Origin of the sequence: Nonomuraea endophytica (assembly GCF_014203235.1) — a bacterium.
Lineage (GTDB): Bacteria > Actinomycetota > Actinomycetes > Streptosporangiales > Streptosporangiaceae > Nonomuraea > Nonomuraea endophytica.
Genome location: NZ_JACHIN010000008.1, coordinates 135786 through 151728, shown reverse-complemented (window position 1 = coordinate 151728; position 15943 = coordinate 135786). Strand labels below are relative to the sequence as shown.

Below are 15943 nucleotides of genomic sequence, written 5' to 3'. Positions count from 1 at the left end.
CGGGGTATGCCGCCTTCGGTCGCCGTCGTCACGGACTCCACCGCTTACCTGCCCGCCGTCGAAGGCGTCACGGTCGTCCCCCTGTCGGTGCTCGTCGCCGGAGAGGCCCACGACGAACCCGACTACACCGGCGACCTCGCCGCGGTCACGACCTCCCAGCCGTCACCCGAACGTTTCGCCACCTGCTACCGCACGCTCGCAGCGGCCGGCCACACCGCGATCGTCTCCATCCACCTGTCCGCCGAACTGTCCGGAACCGTGGGCGCCGCCGAACTCGCCGCCGCGTCCGCCGACTTACCGGTCGAGGTCGTGGACAGCCGTTCACTCGCCATGGGCCTCGGATACCCGGTCCTGGCCGCCGCCCGCGCCGCCGCCCAAGGCGCCTCACTCACCACGGTGGCCGAAGCCGCCCGCACCAGCGCCGCCGCCACCCGCACGTTCTTCTACGTCGACACCCTCGACCACCTCCACCGCAGCGGCCGGGTCAGCGCCGCCGCCACCCTGTTCGGCTCCGCCCTCATGATCAAACCCCTGCTCCACATCAAGGACGGCGCCATCCAGCCCCTGGAAAAGGTGCGCACGGCTACCCGGGCGGTGGCTCGCATGGAAGACCTGGCAGTGCAGGCCGCCGCCTCGTCACCAGTAGACCTGGCCGTCCAACACCTAGCCGCCCCGGACCGAGCCCAGGCCTTGGCCGAACGCCTCCGCAAACGCCTACCGGGTCTACGCGACCTCACCTTGGCAGAGGTAGGCGCGGTAGTGGGAGCCCACGTAGGCCCCGGCATGCTCGGCATCACCCTGACCCCCGCCTAACCATCCACACCCCACGCGACACTCCCCGAACCACCCCAAGGCCACCCCCGCCCAAGCCCGCGCGACACTCCCCGAACCACCCCAAGGCCACCCCACCCAAGCCCGCGCAGGGTTCCCCGAACCACCCCAAAGCCACCCGCCCCACTCCCGCGTGACCGAGTCAGCCGGACACCAGTCCACCCAAACGACCCCGCGCGACCAGGCCGCCTGGCACGCGCCGACCACCTCAGGCCCCGGCCGCCCGCGCCCCCTCAGAGTCGTCCATCCAGGCACCAACCCCCTCAAGACCCAACCGCCAAAGGCTCTGGCCACCCGCGTCTCTTCAGGCCCTGGCCACCGGGCCCTTCTCAGGGCCGTCCACCCATGCCCTCGCCACGGCACATCGTGCCTTCTCAGGGCCGTCCACCCATGCCCTGGCCACCCGCGCTCCCTCAGGCCCGTCCTCTCGGTGCCTGGCCGCCCTCGACCACGTCCCCTGGTTTGCTGGCACGGCAGGCGGCGGGTTGTGGGGGTGTCAGCGCCCCGTGCGGTTGGCCACGATGGTCTGGACGGCACGTTCGAGCGCGTAGCCCGGGTCGGCGCCGCCGCCCTTGACCTGCTCGTCGGCCACCGCCACCGCCTGGAGCGCCCGGGACAACCCCTCCGGCCCCCAGCCGTTGAGCTGGCGGCGTACCCGGTCGACCTTCCACGGCGGCATCCCCAGATGGCCGGCCAGCTGACCGCCACGAAGGTTGCGGGGCGCGCCGCCCACCTTGGCCAGCGACCGCAGCCCGCCCGCCATAGCGCTGACCAGCAGCACCGGCGCCACCCCCGTGCCCAGCGCCCAGCGCAACTGCTCCAGCGCGTCCCCCAGCCGCCCCTCCACGGCCGAGTCCGCCACATTGAACCCCGTGACCTCGGCCCGCCCCTTGTGATAGCGCGCGACCGCCGCCAGGGTGATGGTCTTCTCCTGCGTGTCGAACGCCAGCTGACTACACGCGGCAGCCAGTTCACGAAGATCATTGCCTACGGCCTCAAGGAGCGCATGCGCCGCATCGCCGGCGATGGCGCGCTTCGCCCGTTTCACCTCGGTCTTGATGAAGTCGAGCCGTTCGGCGGGCTTGGTGAGCTTGCTGACCGTGACAACGTTCACCCGGGCCTTCTTCAGCCCGTCGACCAGCGCCTTCCCCTTGACCCCGCCCGGATGCATCAACACCAGCACCGTGTCGTCGGAAGGCCGCCCCGCATAAGCCAGAACCTCGGCGATCACATCCTTGCCCAGATCCTGCGCCGACCGGATCACCACCACCGACCGGTCCCCGAACAAGGACGGTGAGGCCAACTGCGTCAGCTCCCCCTGAGCCACCTTGGACCCGACCAGATCGTGCACCTCCGCCCCGGCATCGGCAGCACGCGCGATGGCGACAACCACGCCAACGGCCCGCTCAGCCAGCAGCTCCTCGTCGCCGACGACCAGGGTCACGAGTGGTGGATCGGTTGCGGCCATGTCGAGCAGCATGCCACGTCCCAACGGCAACCCGGAACTCATTCCACCACCCACCAGACCGACCCGCCACCCCTGCCCGAGGACACCGCTCACGGCACCTGAACCGCCCGAGGCGGCACGCGTGCTGTGCGCCGTCCGGACCACACCTTTACGACGTGCGGGCCGATGAGCGGGTGCCTGGGACAAACGGCGAGTGCGGCAGCTGGCGGGTGCTGGAGGAGGACGTCGACGGTGCGGTCGGGAGCCCTGGGACGAGAAGGGCGCGGGCGGGAGGCGGAGAGGGGCACGGGGCGAGAGGTAGGCGGGCCGGAAGGACTGTGGGACTGGGGGTGGGCGGTGAGGTGGTTGAAGGGGCGAAGGGTGAGTAGCTGGAGGGGGTGTGGGGGATGCGTGGCTGGGTGGTTGGTGGGTGCCGGGTAGTCAGTTGCGGGGGGTGATGGCGAGGGTGGTGTTGTGGTCGGTTATGGCTAGGTCGCCGGACTGGTCGGTGCGGTAGATGCGGGTGCCGGAGCGGTGGAGGAGGGCCAGGGTCGCCGGTGCGGGGTGGCCGTAGGTGTTGTCGGAGCCGACGCTGATCAGGGCTGCTCGGGCGCCGACTGCGGAGATGAAGGCGGGGTCCTGGCGGGCGGAGCCGTGGTGGGGGACCTTCAGGATGTCGGCGGCTGGGGAAGTGGTTCTTAGGAGGTCGGATTGGGCTTCGGTTTCTATGTCGCCGCTCAGGAGGATGGAGCCTGCGTGCCAGCGGACGCGGAGTACGACGCTGGTGTTGTTGATCTCGGTGCCTTGGGTTCCGGTGTTTGCCGTTGGGGGTGTTGTGGGTGGGGCCAGGACGGTGAGTTCGGAGGGGCCGAAGGTCCATTGGGTGCCGGGGGTGGCTGTCCATTGGGGGATGTGGTGGGTTGAGAGGGTTCGGGTGATGGGGACTGGGGTGGCGGGGTGGTTGGTCAGTAGGGCGGCGCCTATGCGGCGGTTTTTCAGGGCTCCGGTGAGGCCGCCGGTGTGGTCGGCGTGGGGGTGGGTCAGGATGATCAACGGGATCTCGCGGATGCCCAGGTCGCGTAGGCAGCGGTCCATGGGGGTCGGGTCGGGGCCGGTGTCCACTACCACGGCCCTGCCTGGGCCTGCCGCGATGGCCATGCCGTCGCCCTGACCAACGTCGCACATCACCATGAGCCATCGGCGTGGGGGCCACGGTGACAGGGCGGGTGGGAGGACTACGGCGGCGGTCAGGATGCCCGCCAGCACTGCCAGGGTGACGGCTCGGCATCGAGGGTGACGGAGCAGGGGTACGGCTACCGCCACCGCCATCGCCAGCAGCGCCAAGCCGAGCAGGCCGCCCGGCCACGGGATGGTGGCGAACGGCAGACCCGCCGCCCACTGTGCGACGGTGATGGTCCAGCCCACGGAGTACCCGGCCGGGATCAGCAGGATCTGCGCCGCCTCGACGCTGATCGGGGCCACCACGGACGCGGCGAAGCCCAGGAGCGTCGCCGGGGCCACGGCGGGACCGGCCAGGAGATTGGCGATCACCGCGACCGGGGTGACTTGGCCGGACATCAAGACCAACACCGGAGTCACGGCGAACTGGGCGGCGGCCGGCACAGCGACCGCCTCCGCCAGCCACCTGGGCAGGGCCCGCCGCGGCCTGAGGAGGCTTCTTGCCGCCTGGGCCCCGGAAGCTCTTGGGAGTGGGTGGTGTCGCTTGCGTGTGCTTCGGGTCTGAGGGGCTTCCGTGGTGAGGGCGAGGGACGCGGCCGGACGCGCGGTGACGGGTTGTGCCGTGACGGGGTGTCCGGTGAACGGCTCTGTGGTGATGGGGTGGGCTGCGCCGGGTTCTGCGGTGGTGCGGTGCGCGCGGGCTTGGTGGGTCGCGTTGTCTGCTCGTGCGTGGCCTTGGACGCCGGGATCTGTCGGCGCGCTTGCTCGGATGGCGTGAGGGAGGTGGGAGGGGGCTGCGGGGGTGGCCGTAAGTGTTGCTTGGGTTGAATCGGCGGCGGGTGCGGGTGCGGGAGTAGGGCTGGGGCGGGTCTGAGCCTGGGCCTGGGCCTGGGCCTGGGCCTGATCCTGGGGCTGGGGCTGGGGCTGGGGCTGGGGCTGGGGCTGGTGCTGGCGCTGGGGGTTGGTGTTGGTGTTGGGGGTGGGGTTGTGACGGGGTGGGGGGTGGGTTAGGTGGTCGCGCCATTTGGGGGCTAGGAGGAGGATGCCGGCGGTGGCGGTTACGGAGAGGGCGAAGCCGTACGAGCGGGCCAGGTCTGGGGAGAAGAGGATCAGGAAGAGGACGGAGATGGACAGGGCGGCCATGCCTTGGCGGGGGCGACCGGTGGCCAGGGCCAGGGCGGCTGCCAGGCCCATTGCCAGGGCGCGTAGGACGCTGGGGGAGGGGCGGGCTACTACGGCGAAGGCGATCATGGCGGCTGCGGCCAGGACTGCTCGGACGGGTAGGGGGAGGCCTGTTAGGCGGGAGATGGCCAGGGCCGCGCCGGCGATTATGGCTAGGTTGGCGCCTGATACTGCCGTCAGGTGGGTTAGGCCTGCGTCTTTGAAGTCGGCGGTTACCTGGGGGTCCATGCGGGAGGTGTCGCCTACTACCAGGGCGGGGATGAGGCCGCGTTGGTCTTCTGGGAAGGGGGTGGCTGCGGCTCTGAGGCCGGAGCGCAGGGATCCGGCTGCGGTTTGGATGGTGGAGGGGGTGCCTAGCTGTTCCGGGGGGCCTTTTACCAGTAGTACGGCGGCTGTTAGGTCGGCTGGGTTGGCTGGGGCCAGTTTGGCGGTGATCTTCAGGCGTTGGCTGGGGAGGAGGGTTCGCCAGTGGGGGCCTGTGGCGAAGAGGGTTACTGGGGTGCTCAGGGCTAGGTGGGTTGTGGGGGTTTGTAGGAGCTCTAGGCGGGCTTCTGCTACTACGCTCTCGCCGGGGAAGCGGGGGTTCTTTCGGGTTCTGGGGTCGTTGGTGAGGACTACCTCGGCTGTTGCGGTTATGCCTTTTCTGGCTAGGTCGGGTACTGGGCCTGTGGATACTGCGTGGGTGTGGAAGGCCACCGTGGCGGCTGTCGCTGCTGTGCAGGCGGCTATGGCCACTGTGGTTCCTCGCCAGGGGGGTGTGGCGTAGAGGGCTGCGGTGGCCAGGGTGGCTATGGCCGCGCATATGAAGCTGACCGTTGGTGGGGCGCCCAGGAGGATCAGGGCGGTGGCCCAGGTGGCCAGGGCGGGCAGGACTGTGGGGCTATACGCGGACTCGGTCTTTGAGCTCTTCATATTTGCGCGGGCCTATGCCTGTCACCTCCTTGAGCTGGTCGATGCTGGTGAAACCGCCGTGGGTGTCGCGGAACTCGGCTATGCGGGAGGCCAGGACCTCGCCTACGCCTGGTAACTGCTCCAGTTGGATGGGGGTGGCGGTGTTCAGGTCGACTATTGAGGTTGTTGGGTTTGCGGCCAGGGCTGCTGCTGCCTCGGGGGTGCCCACTGCTATCTGTTCGCCGTCTATCAGGCGGCGGGCCAGGTTCAGGGGGGTTGGGTCGGTGCCTTTTCGCAGGCCTCCGGCGGCTGTCAGGGCGTCCGTGACGCGGGAGCCGGTGGGGAGGCGGTAGACGCCTGGGGTGCGTACTTTGCCGGTGACGTGGATGGTTACCGAGGCGGTGGGGCGCGGGGTGGTTGCTGCCGGGGGTGGTGGTAGTGGGGCTGGGGTGGGGGCTGAGCGCCAGAAGGTGAACGCGGCTACGGCTGCTGCCAGAGCGCCTATGGCTATGAGGACGCGTACGCCGGTGCGGGTTGGGGCTTGGGCGGTTACCGCTGCGCGGAATGCCTGGAAGGTGGGTGGGAGGTTTGGGGTGCGCTCGCCCGTCCCCGGATGGGTGATCGATCGCAGCCTCGCCTCGGCTATGGCCTGCTCGCTGGTGGGATCGGGGGAGCGCACGGCAGTGACGGTACGGCGGGGCGGGGTGAGGGGGATCGGGCGAACGGGGTTCTGGGGGTGAGGCGGGGGCTGTGGATAACGCGGCCCAACCGGCCAACGTGTCACACGGGCAAGCGGCCGAAGCCAAGGGGCCGCAAGGGCTTGCGGGCGGCAGAGAGCCCGCGTGGTCAGAAGGGCAAGCGCAGGCTGTGCGGCCGGAGGGCCGGTGGGGTGCACAGGCTGTGCGGCCGGAGGGCCGGTGGGGTGCACAGGCTGGGTGGGCGGAGGGCTGGCGGCGTGCGCAGGCTGGTGGAGTGCGAAGGGCTGGGCGGGTGGAGCGCGGGTGGGGCGCGCAGGCTCAGCGGGCGAGGGCTGGTGGCGTGCGCAGGCTGGTGGAGGGCGCGCAGGCTGGGCGGGCGAGGGCTGGCGGAGCGCGCAGGCTAATGGGGGCGCGCAGGCTGGTGGGGGTGGGGGTTAGTGGGGGGATTCGACGTTGTGGAGGAGTTGTTTTAGGAGGCCGTCCAGCGTCACGCGATCCTCGAGCGACAGTGCCGAGATCATCTCCGACTCCACCTCCGCCCGGATCTGCATGGCCTCGGTCCACAGTTCGCGTCCGCGGTCAGTAAGCTCCACGTCCACCCGCCGCCGGTCATCTGTGCTCCGCACCCGCCGGATAAGCCCCGACCGTTCGAGCGTGTCGAGCCGCCCCGTCATCCCCGCCGGTGACAGCAGCAACTCAGCCGCCAGCACAGAAGGCGTCGCGCCACCGGAGTGCGCCATCAGCCGGTGCAGCGTCTCGAACTCGAAGTCCTGCATCCCCACCTCGGCCAGCGCCGCCGCCTTCGTCTGGTGGAGGTGCTTGACCAGCATCTGCATCCGGGTCACCACCCCCTCGACCAGCTCGTCGTAGGGGGCCTTGCCGCGCCAGCGGGCCAGGTGACGGTCGACGGAGTCTTCCACGATTGGATCATACGCCCACCAAGTATTTTGTTGACGAATCATTCGCCAGCGAAATACTATCCCAGGCCATGACGAACCGCCTGCTGGCCGGGCGCGCGCTGTCCGCCCTCGCCACCGCCTTGATCCCCACCACCCTCACCCTCGCCGTCCTGCGCACCACCGGCTCCGGCGCCGACCTCGGACTGGTGCTCGCCGCCGAACTCGTCCCGCTGCTGCTGTTCCTGCCCATCGGCGGGGTGCTCGCCGACCGCATGAGGCCGGAGCGGGTGGCGCTGGGCGCGGACCTGGTCCGCTGTCTCACCCAGTTAGGCATCGGCGCCGAGCTGCTGCTCGGCGTGAACCGGATCCTCGACCTGGCCGTTCTCTCGGCCGCCGCGGGGGTGGCGATCGCGTTCGGGATGCCGGCCGTGCCCCGGCTGGTGGTGGCGGTCGTGCCCGAGCGGGACCGGTTGCGGGTCAACGCGCGCATCGGCGTGGCGACGAGCCTGTCGGCGGTGGTGGCGCCCGCGCTCGCGGGCGGGGTGGTGCTCGTGGCGGGTCCTGGCTGGGCGGCGCTGCTGACCGGGCTGTTGTTCGCGTGCTCGGCACTCACCCTCGGCTCAGTCCGTACGGCAAGCCCGCCCCACCCCGCCGACCGCCGCTCCTTCGGCGCCGAGCTGCGCGAGGGCTGGCAGGAGGTCAGGCGCAGACGATGGTTCCTGACCAGCGTGCTCGGCCACGGCGTCTGGCACTTCGCCGCCGGCCTCTTCCTGACCCTGGGCCCGCTGGCCGTCACGGGCGTGGCGGGCGAGGCCGGCTGGGTGCTGATCGTGCAGTGCGGCACCGTCGGCCTGGTCGCGGGCGTGCTCGTCGCTCCCAGGCTGCCCATCCGCCGCCCGCTGGTGGTGGTCCAGGTGAGCGCGGCGCTGTACGTGCTGCCGATGGCCGCGCTGGCGTTCGCCGCCCCGGTCTGGGTGCTGGCGGGGGCGTATCTGGTGGCGATGTTCGGGCTGGGCCTGCTGAGCCCGTTGTGGGAGACGGTCGTGGCCGAGGAGATCCCGGAGGCGGCGCTGGGGCGGGTGCGCTCGTTCGACCAGCTGATCTCGTTCGCGTCGCGGCCGTTCGGGCTGGCCGTGGCGGTGCCGCTGGCCGGGTTGACCGGCGGCACGGGGCTGCTGCTGGTGGCGGGGGTGCTGGTGATGGCGGCCAACCTCGCCGCCGTCGTCGTCAGGAGTCCTGCAGCAGCGCCGCTTCCTGAACCACGCCGTCGCTGATCTCCAGCACCCGGTCGGCCAGCGTGATCAGGCTCGGGTCGTGGGTGGCGACCAGCGCCGTCACGCCCTCGCTGCGCACCAGCGCCCGGATGAGCTGCATGATCTGGCGGCCGGTCTGGGAGTCGAGCTGGCCGGTCGGCTCGTCGGCGATGAGCAGCCTCGGCCGGTTGGCCAGCGAGCGCGCGATGGCCACGCGCTGGCGCTGGCCGCCGGACAGTTCGTAGGGGCGCTGGTTGACGTGTTGTTCGAGGCCGACGAGGGCCAGCAGCATGCGTACCCGCTTCTCGCGCTCTTCCACGGGCGTGCGCGCGAGGCGCATGGGCACGCCGACGTTCTCGGCGGCCGACAGCACCGGGATGAGGCCGAAGGACTGGAAGACGAAGCCGACGGTGTCGCGCCGCAGCGCGAGCAGGGCGTCCTCGCTCATCGCGGTGACCTCCTCGCCCGCCACGACGACCCGGCCGGCGTCGGGACGGTCCAGGCCGCCGATCTGGTTCAGGAGCGTGGTCTTGCCGGAGCCCGACCGGCCGCGGATGGCGATCAGCTCGCCGGGGAAGGCCTGGAAGGACACCTCGCGCAGGGCCACGACCTCCTTGGGGCCCGACCGGTAGACCTTGCGCAGCCCGTCGACGACGACCAGGGGCTCACTCACCGTTGCTCTCCTCACGCGCCGGCCATACGCCGATGTGGTCGGACTCGAGTTCGAGACGTACGCGCCGCTCCAGCTCCAGGGCGTTCATGAAGTCCCGGGGCAGCTGGAGGCGGCCGACGCGGTCGAGGACGGCGTACTCCTCGGCGACGATCTGACCCTCGGCGCCCTCGCGGCGCAGCGTCTCGCTGGAGGTACGGCCGTCGCGGATGCCGATCGTGCGATCGACCTGCTCGGAGACGAGCGGGTCGTGGGTGACGATGACGACAGTGACGCCGAGCTCCCGGTTGGCCTTGCGCAGCGCGTGGAACACCTCCTCCGAGGTGTCGCTGTCGAGCTCGCCGGTGGGCTCGTCGGCGAGGATGAGCTGCGGAGAGTTGGCCAGCGCCACGGCGATGGCGACGCGCTGCTGCTCGCCGCCGGACATCTCGGACGGCCGGCGGTCGGCGCAGTAGTCGACACCGAGCAGCGTCAGCAGCTCGGCGGCCCGCCCCTTGCGGGCCTTGCCGGCCAGCTTCATGGGCAGCTCGACGTTCTCCTGGGCGGTCAGGTACGGCAGCAGGTTGCGCGCCGTCTGCTGCCAGATGAAGCCGACGACCTCGCGCCGGTAGCGCAGCCGGTCCTTGGCCGCCATGGACAGCAGGTCGGTGCCCGCCACCTTGGCCAGGCCGGCGGTGGGGACGTCGAGGCCGGACAGCACGTTCAGCAGGGTCGACTTGCCGGAGCCCGACGCGCCGACGATGGCGACCAGTTCGCCCTTCTGCACCAGCAGGTCCAGGCCCTGCAGGGCGACGACCTCGACGCCCTCGGTCTTGTAGATGCGGACGAGGTTGTCACAGACGATGTGCGCGTCACCGCCGAAGGCGGCCTTCTCCTGGCTCGCCTGGGCTTCCAGCTCGGACAGGGTCGGGTTCACGTTCACTCACCCACTCGGAGTACGGAGCCGAGGCTGCGGCGACGGCTGATGGCGGTGTGCGCGTAGGCGCCCACTACGGCGACGCCGGTCAGCCCGGCGGCCAGGAGCGTGGGAGTCAACAGGTCGAGGTCGTAGCTCTGGACGCCGAGGTCGCCGGTGTAGGCCGACAGGTCGACGCCGGGACCGAGCGCGGCGGGCAGGACGAGGCCGAGCGCGAGCCCGGCCAGCGAGGTCAGCACGATCATCGGGGAGATCTCCAGGACGGTCAGTCCCTGTGCCTGGCGTGCCGACAGTCCCAGCGTACGCAGGAACGACAGCGCCGCGGCCCGTTCGGCCGCGCTGATCACGAGGGTCACCACGACCGCGACCAGCGCGTACGCCGCCAGCGCCACGGTCACGATGCGCAGGATGGCCAGGACGGTGCCGGTCAGCGCGTCACCGGTGATGGCCGCGCGGGCCTCGGCGGCGCCGGCCACGGTGATCAGCTTGGCGCTGTCGCCGCCCTTGACCGCGGCCGAGACCGCCTTGACGGCTTCCGCCCGGACCTGGGCGGGGTCGGCGCTGCCGCTGATGAGCAGGGTGTTGACGTTGACGCGGGTGCCGGCCCGCTGGTTGGCGTCCAGCGGCACGACGAGGAAGCGGCCCTGGCTGAAGAACCCGGGCACCTTCTCGATGACGCCGGCTTCGCGGACCTTCATCCGGTTCTGCCAGCCGACGTCGATGGTGCCGCGGCCCTTCATGGCGGGCGAGACGAGCGCGGGGATGCCGTCGCCGCCGGGCTGGGCGGGCAGGGTGATCGGGGCGTCGGCGATGAGTTTGCTCCACGCGGCCAGGTCGACGGCGAGGATGTCGGCCCGCTCGGCGGTGAACCCGATCTGCACCTTGCCGAGCTGCGCGGGGACGACCTGGTCGACGCCGGGCGTCCGGCCGATCTGGGCTATGGCCTCGTCGGTGAAGATGCCGGCGTACTCGACGCGGATCGGCGCGCCGGCCTTCTGCCACACGGCGACCTCCTGGGTGCGGACGATGCCGCTGGAGATCAGCGAGGCGAACACCGACACGGCCAGCGCGGGCAGCAGGATCAGCACGGGCAGCACGCTGAAGGAGCGGGCGCGGGCCGCCCTGGTCAGGCCCAGGAAGGGTACGGCGGGCCGGGCCCGTGCCGCCAGCCGTACGATGAGGCGCAGGGGGTAGGGATAGCAGCGCAGGGTGATCAGCGCGGCGGCCAGCGTGAGCGCGATCGGGACGAACAGCAGGAACGGGTCCTGACCCTGCGTGGCCACGTCGGTGGTGAGCCCGCGGGTGCGGATCAGGTACGCGCCGACCAGGGCGAGCCCGATGACCAGGACTTCCAGCGTGATCCGCTTGGCCGACGGCTTGGCGGTGGCCACGTCGCCGCGCCGCTCGTTCAGGGGCGCGCGGTGCTCCAGGGCGGCTCGGGCGCAGGCGTAGCCGATGCCGGTGAGCAGCAGCAGCGCGGGGCCGATGTGCACCAGGGCGACGGCGGGTCCGGGCACGAGGTGGGCCAGGCTGCACCCGGCGAGGACCGCGGGCAGCAGGGCGGCGGCGGTGAGCCCGCCCGCGGTCGCGATGATCTGGCGCAGCGCGGCGCCGCGCGCCCGCATCAGGCCGAGCGCCTGGTCGATGCGGTCGAGCACGAGCTGCACGCCGAGCACGATGACGCCGAGCGCGACCATGAGCAGCCCGCCCAGCGCCAGGTACATGATCGTCTGCGCGGTGGCCAGCTTGGTGAGGAAGGCGGCGATGAGGTTGGCGAGCTGGGTGTCGAGGCGGTGCGCGAAGTCGCCCTTGGCGTTGAGCGCGAGCGCCTTGTCGTAGTCCTTGATGGCGGCCTGCACCTCGACGGGGTCGAGGCTGCCGAGGGCGGCGGTGTCGACGGACAGGACCCAGCGGTAGTCGAGCTGGCGGGCCTGGCCGCTCAGCACGGTCAGCGCGGCGGGGGGGATCAGCGCGGTGATGGACTTCTCGAGGTCCAGCTTGCCCGGCGGCTGCACCTCGTTGACGTTGAGCGCGTCGGCGTTGTGGCTCCACCAGCGGTCGGCCGGGTTGAGCGCCTTGAAGATGCCGACGACCTTGATCGCGGCGTAGTCGCTCTCGCCGATGATCTGCTCGGTGCCGATCGTGAGCCCCATCTTCGTGGCCGCCTCGGCGACGACGCCGACCTCGAAGAGGGGGATGTCGGTGTTCTCGAAGCGCTTGGTGGATGGTTTGCCCGGCGCCCGTCCCTCGATCCACTGCACGCGCCGGTCGGCGTCGGACAGCCAGGCCAGGTTGATGTACCTCATGCCGCCGGTGTCGTGCACCGGGGTGCGCGAGGTCTTGGCGCTCATGTGCGAGGTGCCCGCGGCGGGAGGGCGCACGACCGGCCGCAGCCCGGCCGGGAGCAGCTTGCGCACCTCCGCGTCCCAGAGCTTGAACCGCTCGACGGAGTCGATGTCCTGCCGGATCCCGTTGGAGGTGGCGAGCGCGGTCAGGTCGGCCTGCTGCGCCGGGGCGGCGTCGAGATACTGCGCCATCGCCCGGTTGAAGGCCCCCTGCATCATCCGCGGCATGCCCGCGATGAGCAGGCAGGCGCTCAGGGTGAGGACGGCGAGCATGGCGAGGGCGCCGGGATGCACCCGAGCCAGCCGCAGGGTCTTCATTGGTCCTCCCCGATGCGCAGCACTTGACCGAGACCCTGCCGCCGCATGCTGCGGGCCAGCCCGGCGACGATGGCGAACAACACCACGGCCACCACCACGAGCATGGCCGCCGTGGCCGGCCACGGGATGTCCAGCCGCACGTCCGGCGTGACCGCCGCGGCCTGGCCGGTGAGCACGATGTGCGGCACGACCAGATATCCGACGGCGACGGCCAGCCCCGTCCCGGCCGCCAGCGACAGCCCGATGACGAACGTCTGCTCGATGGCCAGCAGCCCGAACACCTGACGGAAGCTCACCCCGAGCGCGCGCAGGATGGTGAACTCCGACATCCGCTCGCGCGCCGCCACCGCCGCGTTGACCAGGAACCCGAGCGCCGCGAAGACCAGCGCCGCCAGGAAGCCGAGGATCAGCGCCCCCTGCAGGCCGCTGCCCAGCGGGTCGTCACGCAGCTCCGTCGCCAGCCGCCGCTGGTCGAGCGCGGTGACGTTCCAGACCGGGTTGGTCCTGATCTTCTCGTCCGCGGCGTCGGACGCGCCGCCGGTGTTCAGCCACCATTCGGTCGCGGGAAGCGGGATCTCGCCCGCGCTGAGCGTGCGGTCCTGCAGCGTCTTCAGATCCACGAGTACGGCCGGCTGCTCCGGCGTCGTCGTCGGCATGCGCTCCACCACGCCGGCCAGCTTGACCTCGATGACCTGCCGCTCGAAGGTGATCGGCGCGACCTGGCCCACGGTCAGCTTGAGCGCGGCGGCCAGGTCGGCGGTGAGCACGACGGGCAGCGGCGCGTTGACCAGGGCGCCGGCCGCGCGCGGAGGCAGCAGCATCTTGGCCGGGTCCACGCCCGGGGGCGCCGGCATCACGACCGCGCCCTCGCGGCCGGACTCGATGGTGAACAGCCCTTCCCGGCCGGCCTGGTCCGCGCCCGACCAGCGCAGGCCGGCGGGCACGTTCACCTTCTGGCCGTCGGCGCGCAGCGCGAGCACGCGGGCCTCGCGGTCGGTCTCGCTGACTCCGGAGATGAAGCCCTCGACGGCCAGCGGGTAGCTGACCTTGCCGCCGCGCCCGGTCAGGGCGGTGAGGTCGATAGTGGCCTGCCGTACGGTCTTGGCGACCGCCTCGACCGGCAGTGCGTGGCGGACGCCGAGCGCGTCGGAGAGCACGACCTGCAGCGGGACCGCGCCGTAGGGCGCCTGCACGTCCACGGTGAGCGTGCGCGGGGTGCCGGGCAGCGTCACCGGCGCGGTCTTCGGCCGGCCGGCGGTCAGCCCGGCGCCGAGCTCGGTGACCGTCTGGGAGGACAGGTCGGAGCGCAGCTGGAACACCTGGCCGAGCTTGGCGGCGTCGATGGCGATCAGGCTGACGAACGTGTTGTCGACGTCGGCGCGTCCCCGGTAGGCGGGGGCGGCGGCCCGGACGCCCGGCAGCGTGCTGAAGGCGGTGCCCCGGCCGAGCGTGCCGAGCTCGCCGCCGTCCGGCGGCCCGGTCAGCCGCAGGTCGGCGCCCGCCTGGTGGCGGGCCTGGTCGCTCTGCGAGGCGCGCCAGGTGGACGCGGTGGCCATCGAGACGATGCCGATGGCGATCGCCATGGTCAGCAGCAGCGCGGGTCCCGAGTAGCGCAGCGGCCGCCTGGCCACCTGCCACGCGCCCAGGGCCGGCGCGAGGCTGGCGCGCTTGGTGGTGAACCGTTCGGCGATCTTGGAGATGCGGGGGACCAGGCGCAGGCCGAGCATGCCGCCGGTGAGCAGCGCCAGCGCGGGTCCCGAGATGATCAGCGGGTCGATGCCCAGCTCGCCGGTGGTGGTCGAGGTCACCGGCGCGCCGTAGTGCTGCAGCTGCCAGATCGCCAGCCCGGCCACGACCAGCAGCGCCAGGTCCGCGCCCGCGCGCTCGATCAGGCCGCGCGCGCCGCTGCGGCCGCGTGCCGACTGTTCCTCCACATAGGTACGGCGGGCCCCGGCGAGGGCGGGCAGTGCCAGGAGCACCGCCGACACGAGCGCCACCGAGCTGGAGACCAGGAAGGTGCCGAGGTCGGCGACGGGCGCCAGCCGTACACCCGAGGCCTGGATCCACGGCAGCGCGTTGACCGCGGCGAGCAGCGGCGGACCGAGGAACGGCGCGATGACCGCGCACGGGACGGCCACCAGCAGCGCCTCGCCGCCGGCCAGGGAGGCCAGGCGCCAGGTGCCGGCGCCGCGCGAACGCAGCAGCGCGACCTCCATGCGCCGGTGGTCGGCCAGCAGGCGGGCGGTGAGCATGAGCGCGTACGCGGCCAGGAGCAGCAGTTGCAGCACCGGGATGAGCATGGTCGAGCGGGAGACCAGGGCGGCGGTGTCGAGCTGGGTGAGCGCGCCGTTGAGCCGGCTGACGGCTGTGCACTCGGAGCAGCCGTTCGAGCGGAGCCGCTCGCGCAGGCCGCTGACGCCGTCGGCCAGCGGGCGCAGTTGTTCGGGGGAGACCTGGCGCAGGTCGGGCAGCGCGGTCCAGGTGGTGCTGACGGTGGTGGCGAAGTCGGAGAGGAAGGTCTCGCGGCCGACCATGAGCGGGCCGTAGGTGGTGTAGGAGCCGGTCTCGACGCCCCGGCTGAGCAGGGGTTCGCCGGTCCAGCGGTCGCCGAAGGGGTCGTCGAGCTGGAAGATGCCGACGATCTTCACCTGGCGGATCTTCTTGTCCACGCGGCCCTGCGTGGTGATGACCTGGCCGACCTTGAACGAGGTGGCCGAGGCGGCGGGCAGCGAGACCGCGGCCTCCAGCGGCCGCGCGCCGTCGCGCGGCCAGGCGCCGGAGACCAGCTTGGCGTGCCGGTCGAGGCCGTCGTAGCTGCCGAACCTGAGGAGTTCGGGGCGTTCTTTGCGCTCCTGACCGGGCATGGCGAAGGAGTCGGAGTGGAAGCTGGCGCCGATCGCCGTCGGCACCCCGGTGAAGAGCTTGCCCACCTGCTCGCGGATGACCTGGTCCAGCTTCGGGAAGGTCTCGCCCTTGACCGGCACGGTCACCGTGACGGCGGTGTTGCCGAAGGAGGCCGTCTCCATGGTCCGCCGGACGCCGACGTCGGCGATGGACGAGGCGTACATGGTCAGCGCCACGAGCGTGGTGGTGGCCAGGAGGATGGAGCCGAGGGCGGCGAGGAGAAGGAGCGGTTCACTGAACGCCCGCTTGACGATCAACGGCCCCCGCATATGACCCCCTTCACCCGTTTAGTGAACTTTTGAGGATCGGCCGAGTCGAGGGCAAGGTGATCTTCTTAAGGGATGCGCACCCGATACGCTGCGGCGATGCGCATGTGATATCGAAACTGTGACACAAATCGCACAGGACCT

The 15943-nt window shown here is 71.4% G+C and carries 10 protein-coding genes; 2 read left to right on the top strand and 8 right to left on the bottom strand.

All coding sequences use genetic code 11. From position 1 onward, the window contains the following. Nucleotides 1-6 precede the first annotated feature (6 nt). Nucleotides 7-813, top strand: a complete 807-nt coding sequence (locus HNR40_RS28550) for a DegV family protein (RefSeq protein ID WP_184966658.1) — start codon at nucleotides 7-9, stop codon at nucleotides 811-813. Nucleotides 814-1327: 514 nt separating this feature from the next. On the opposite strand, the gene holA is transcribed toward HNR40_RS28550, so the two are convergent. The 4 genes from holA to HNR40_RS55070 form a co-directional block, all read right to left on the bottom strand. Next, nucleotides 1328-2311: a DNA polymerase III subunit delta gene (gene holA, locus HNR40_RS28545; RefSeq protein ID WP_184966656.1), complete on the bottom strand. Its 984-nt coding sequence runs from the start codon at nucleotides 2309-2311 to the stop codon at nucleotides 1328-1330. Nucleotides 2312-2719: 408 nt separating this feature from the next. Then, nucleotides 2720-5551 carry a ComEC/Rec2 family competence protein gene (locus HNR40_RS55075; protein WP_281395540.1) on the bottom strand — a complete coding sequence of 944 codons (2832 nt, stop codon included), beginning with the start codon at nucleotides 5549-5551 and terminating at the stop codon, nucleotides 2720-2722. Beyond that, nucleotides 5520-6209, bottom strand: a complete 690-nt coding sequence (locus HNR40_RS28530; RefSeq protein WP_184966654.1) for a ComEA family DNA-binding protein — start codon at nucleotides 6207-6209, stop codon at nucleotides 5520-5522. The genes HNR40_RS55075 and HNR40_RS28530 overlap by 32 nt, the downstream gene beginning before the upstream one ends. A gap of 453 nt (nucleotides 6210-6662) precedes the next feature. Next, nucleotides 6663-7148, bottom strand: coding sequence for a MarR family winged helix-turn-helix transcriptional regulator (locus HNR40_RS55070; RefSeq protein WP_221340944.1), 486 nt, complete (start codon nucleotides 7146-7148; stop codon nucleotides 6663-6665). A 68-nt stretch (nucleotides 7149-7216) separates the two neighbouring features. On the opposite strand from HNR40_RS55070, the gene HNR40_RS28520 reads away from it, so the two are divergent. Further along, the gene (locus tag HNR40_RS28520; RefSeq protein ID WP_184966650.1) at nucleotides 7217-8401 is read left to right on the top strand and encodes an MFS transporter; all 1185 of its coding nucleotides are present in this window, start codon (nucleotides 7217-7219) and stop codon (nucleotides 8399-8401) included. Here the strand turns inward: HNR40_RS28520 and HNR40_RS28515 are convergent. Genes HNR40_RS28515 through HNR40_RS28500 form a run of 4 tightly spaced genes read right to left on the bottom strand, consistent with a single transcriptional unit; the run spans nucleotide 8355 to nucleotide 15802 of the window. Next, nucleotides 8355-9053 carry an ABC transporter ATP-binding protein gene (locus HNR40_RS28515; RefSeq protein WP_184966648.1) on the bottom strand — a complete coding sequence of 233 codons (699 nt, stop codon included), beginning with the start codon at nucleotides 9051-9053 and terminating at the stop codon, nucleotides 8355-8357. The two genes, HNR40_RS28520 and HNR40_RS28515, sit on opposite strands and share 47 nt — an antisense overlap. Then, nucleotides 9046-9966, bottom strand: coding sequence for an ABC transporter ATP-binding protein (locus HNR40_RS28510; RefSeq protein ID WP_184966646.1), 921 nt, complete (start codon nucleotides 9964-9966; stop codon nucleotides 9046-9048). Before HNR40_RS28510 ends, HNR40_RS28515 begins: the two co-directional genes overlap by 8 nt. A gap of 2 nt (nucleotides 9967-9968) precedes the next feature. Then, nucleotides 9969-12629, bottom strand: coding sequence for a hypothetical protein (locus tag HNR40_RS28505; protein ID WP_184966644.1), 2661 nt, complete (start codon nucleotides 12627-12629; stop codon nucleotides 9969-9971). Beyond that, nucleotides 12626-15802: an ABC transporter permease gene (locus tag HNR40_RS28500; RefSeq protein ID WP_184966642.1), complete on the bottom strand. Its 3177-nt coding sequence runs from the start codon at nucleotides 15800-15802 to the stop codon at nucleotides 12626-12628. The genes HNR40_RS28505 and HNR40_RS28500 overlap by 4 nt, the downstream gene beginning before the upstream one ends. Nucleotides 15803-15943: the final 141 nt, after the last annotated feature.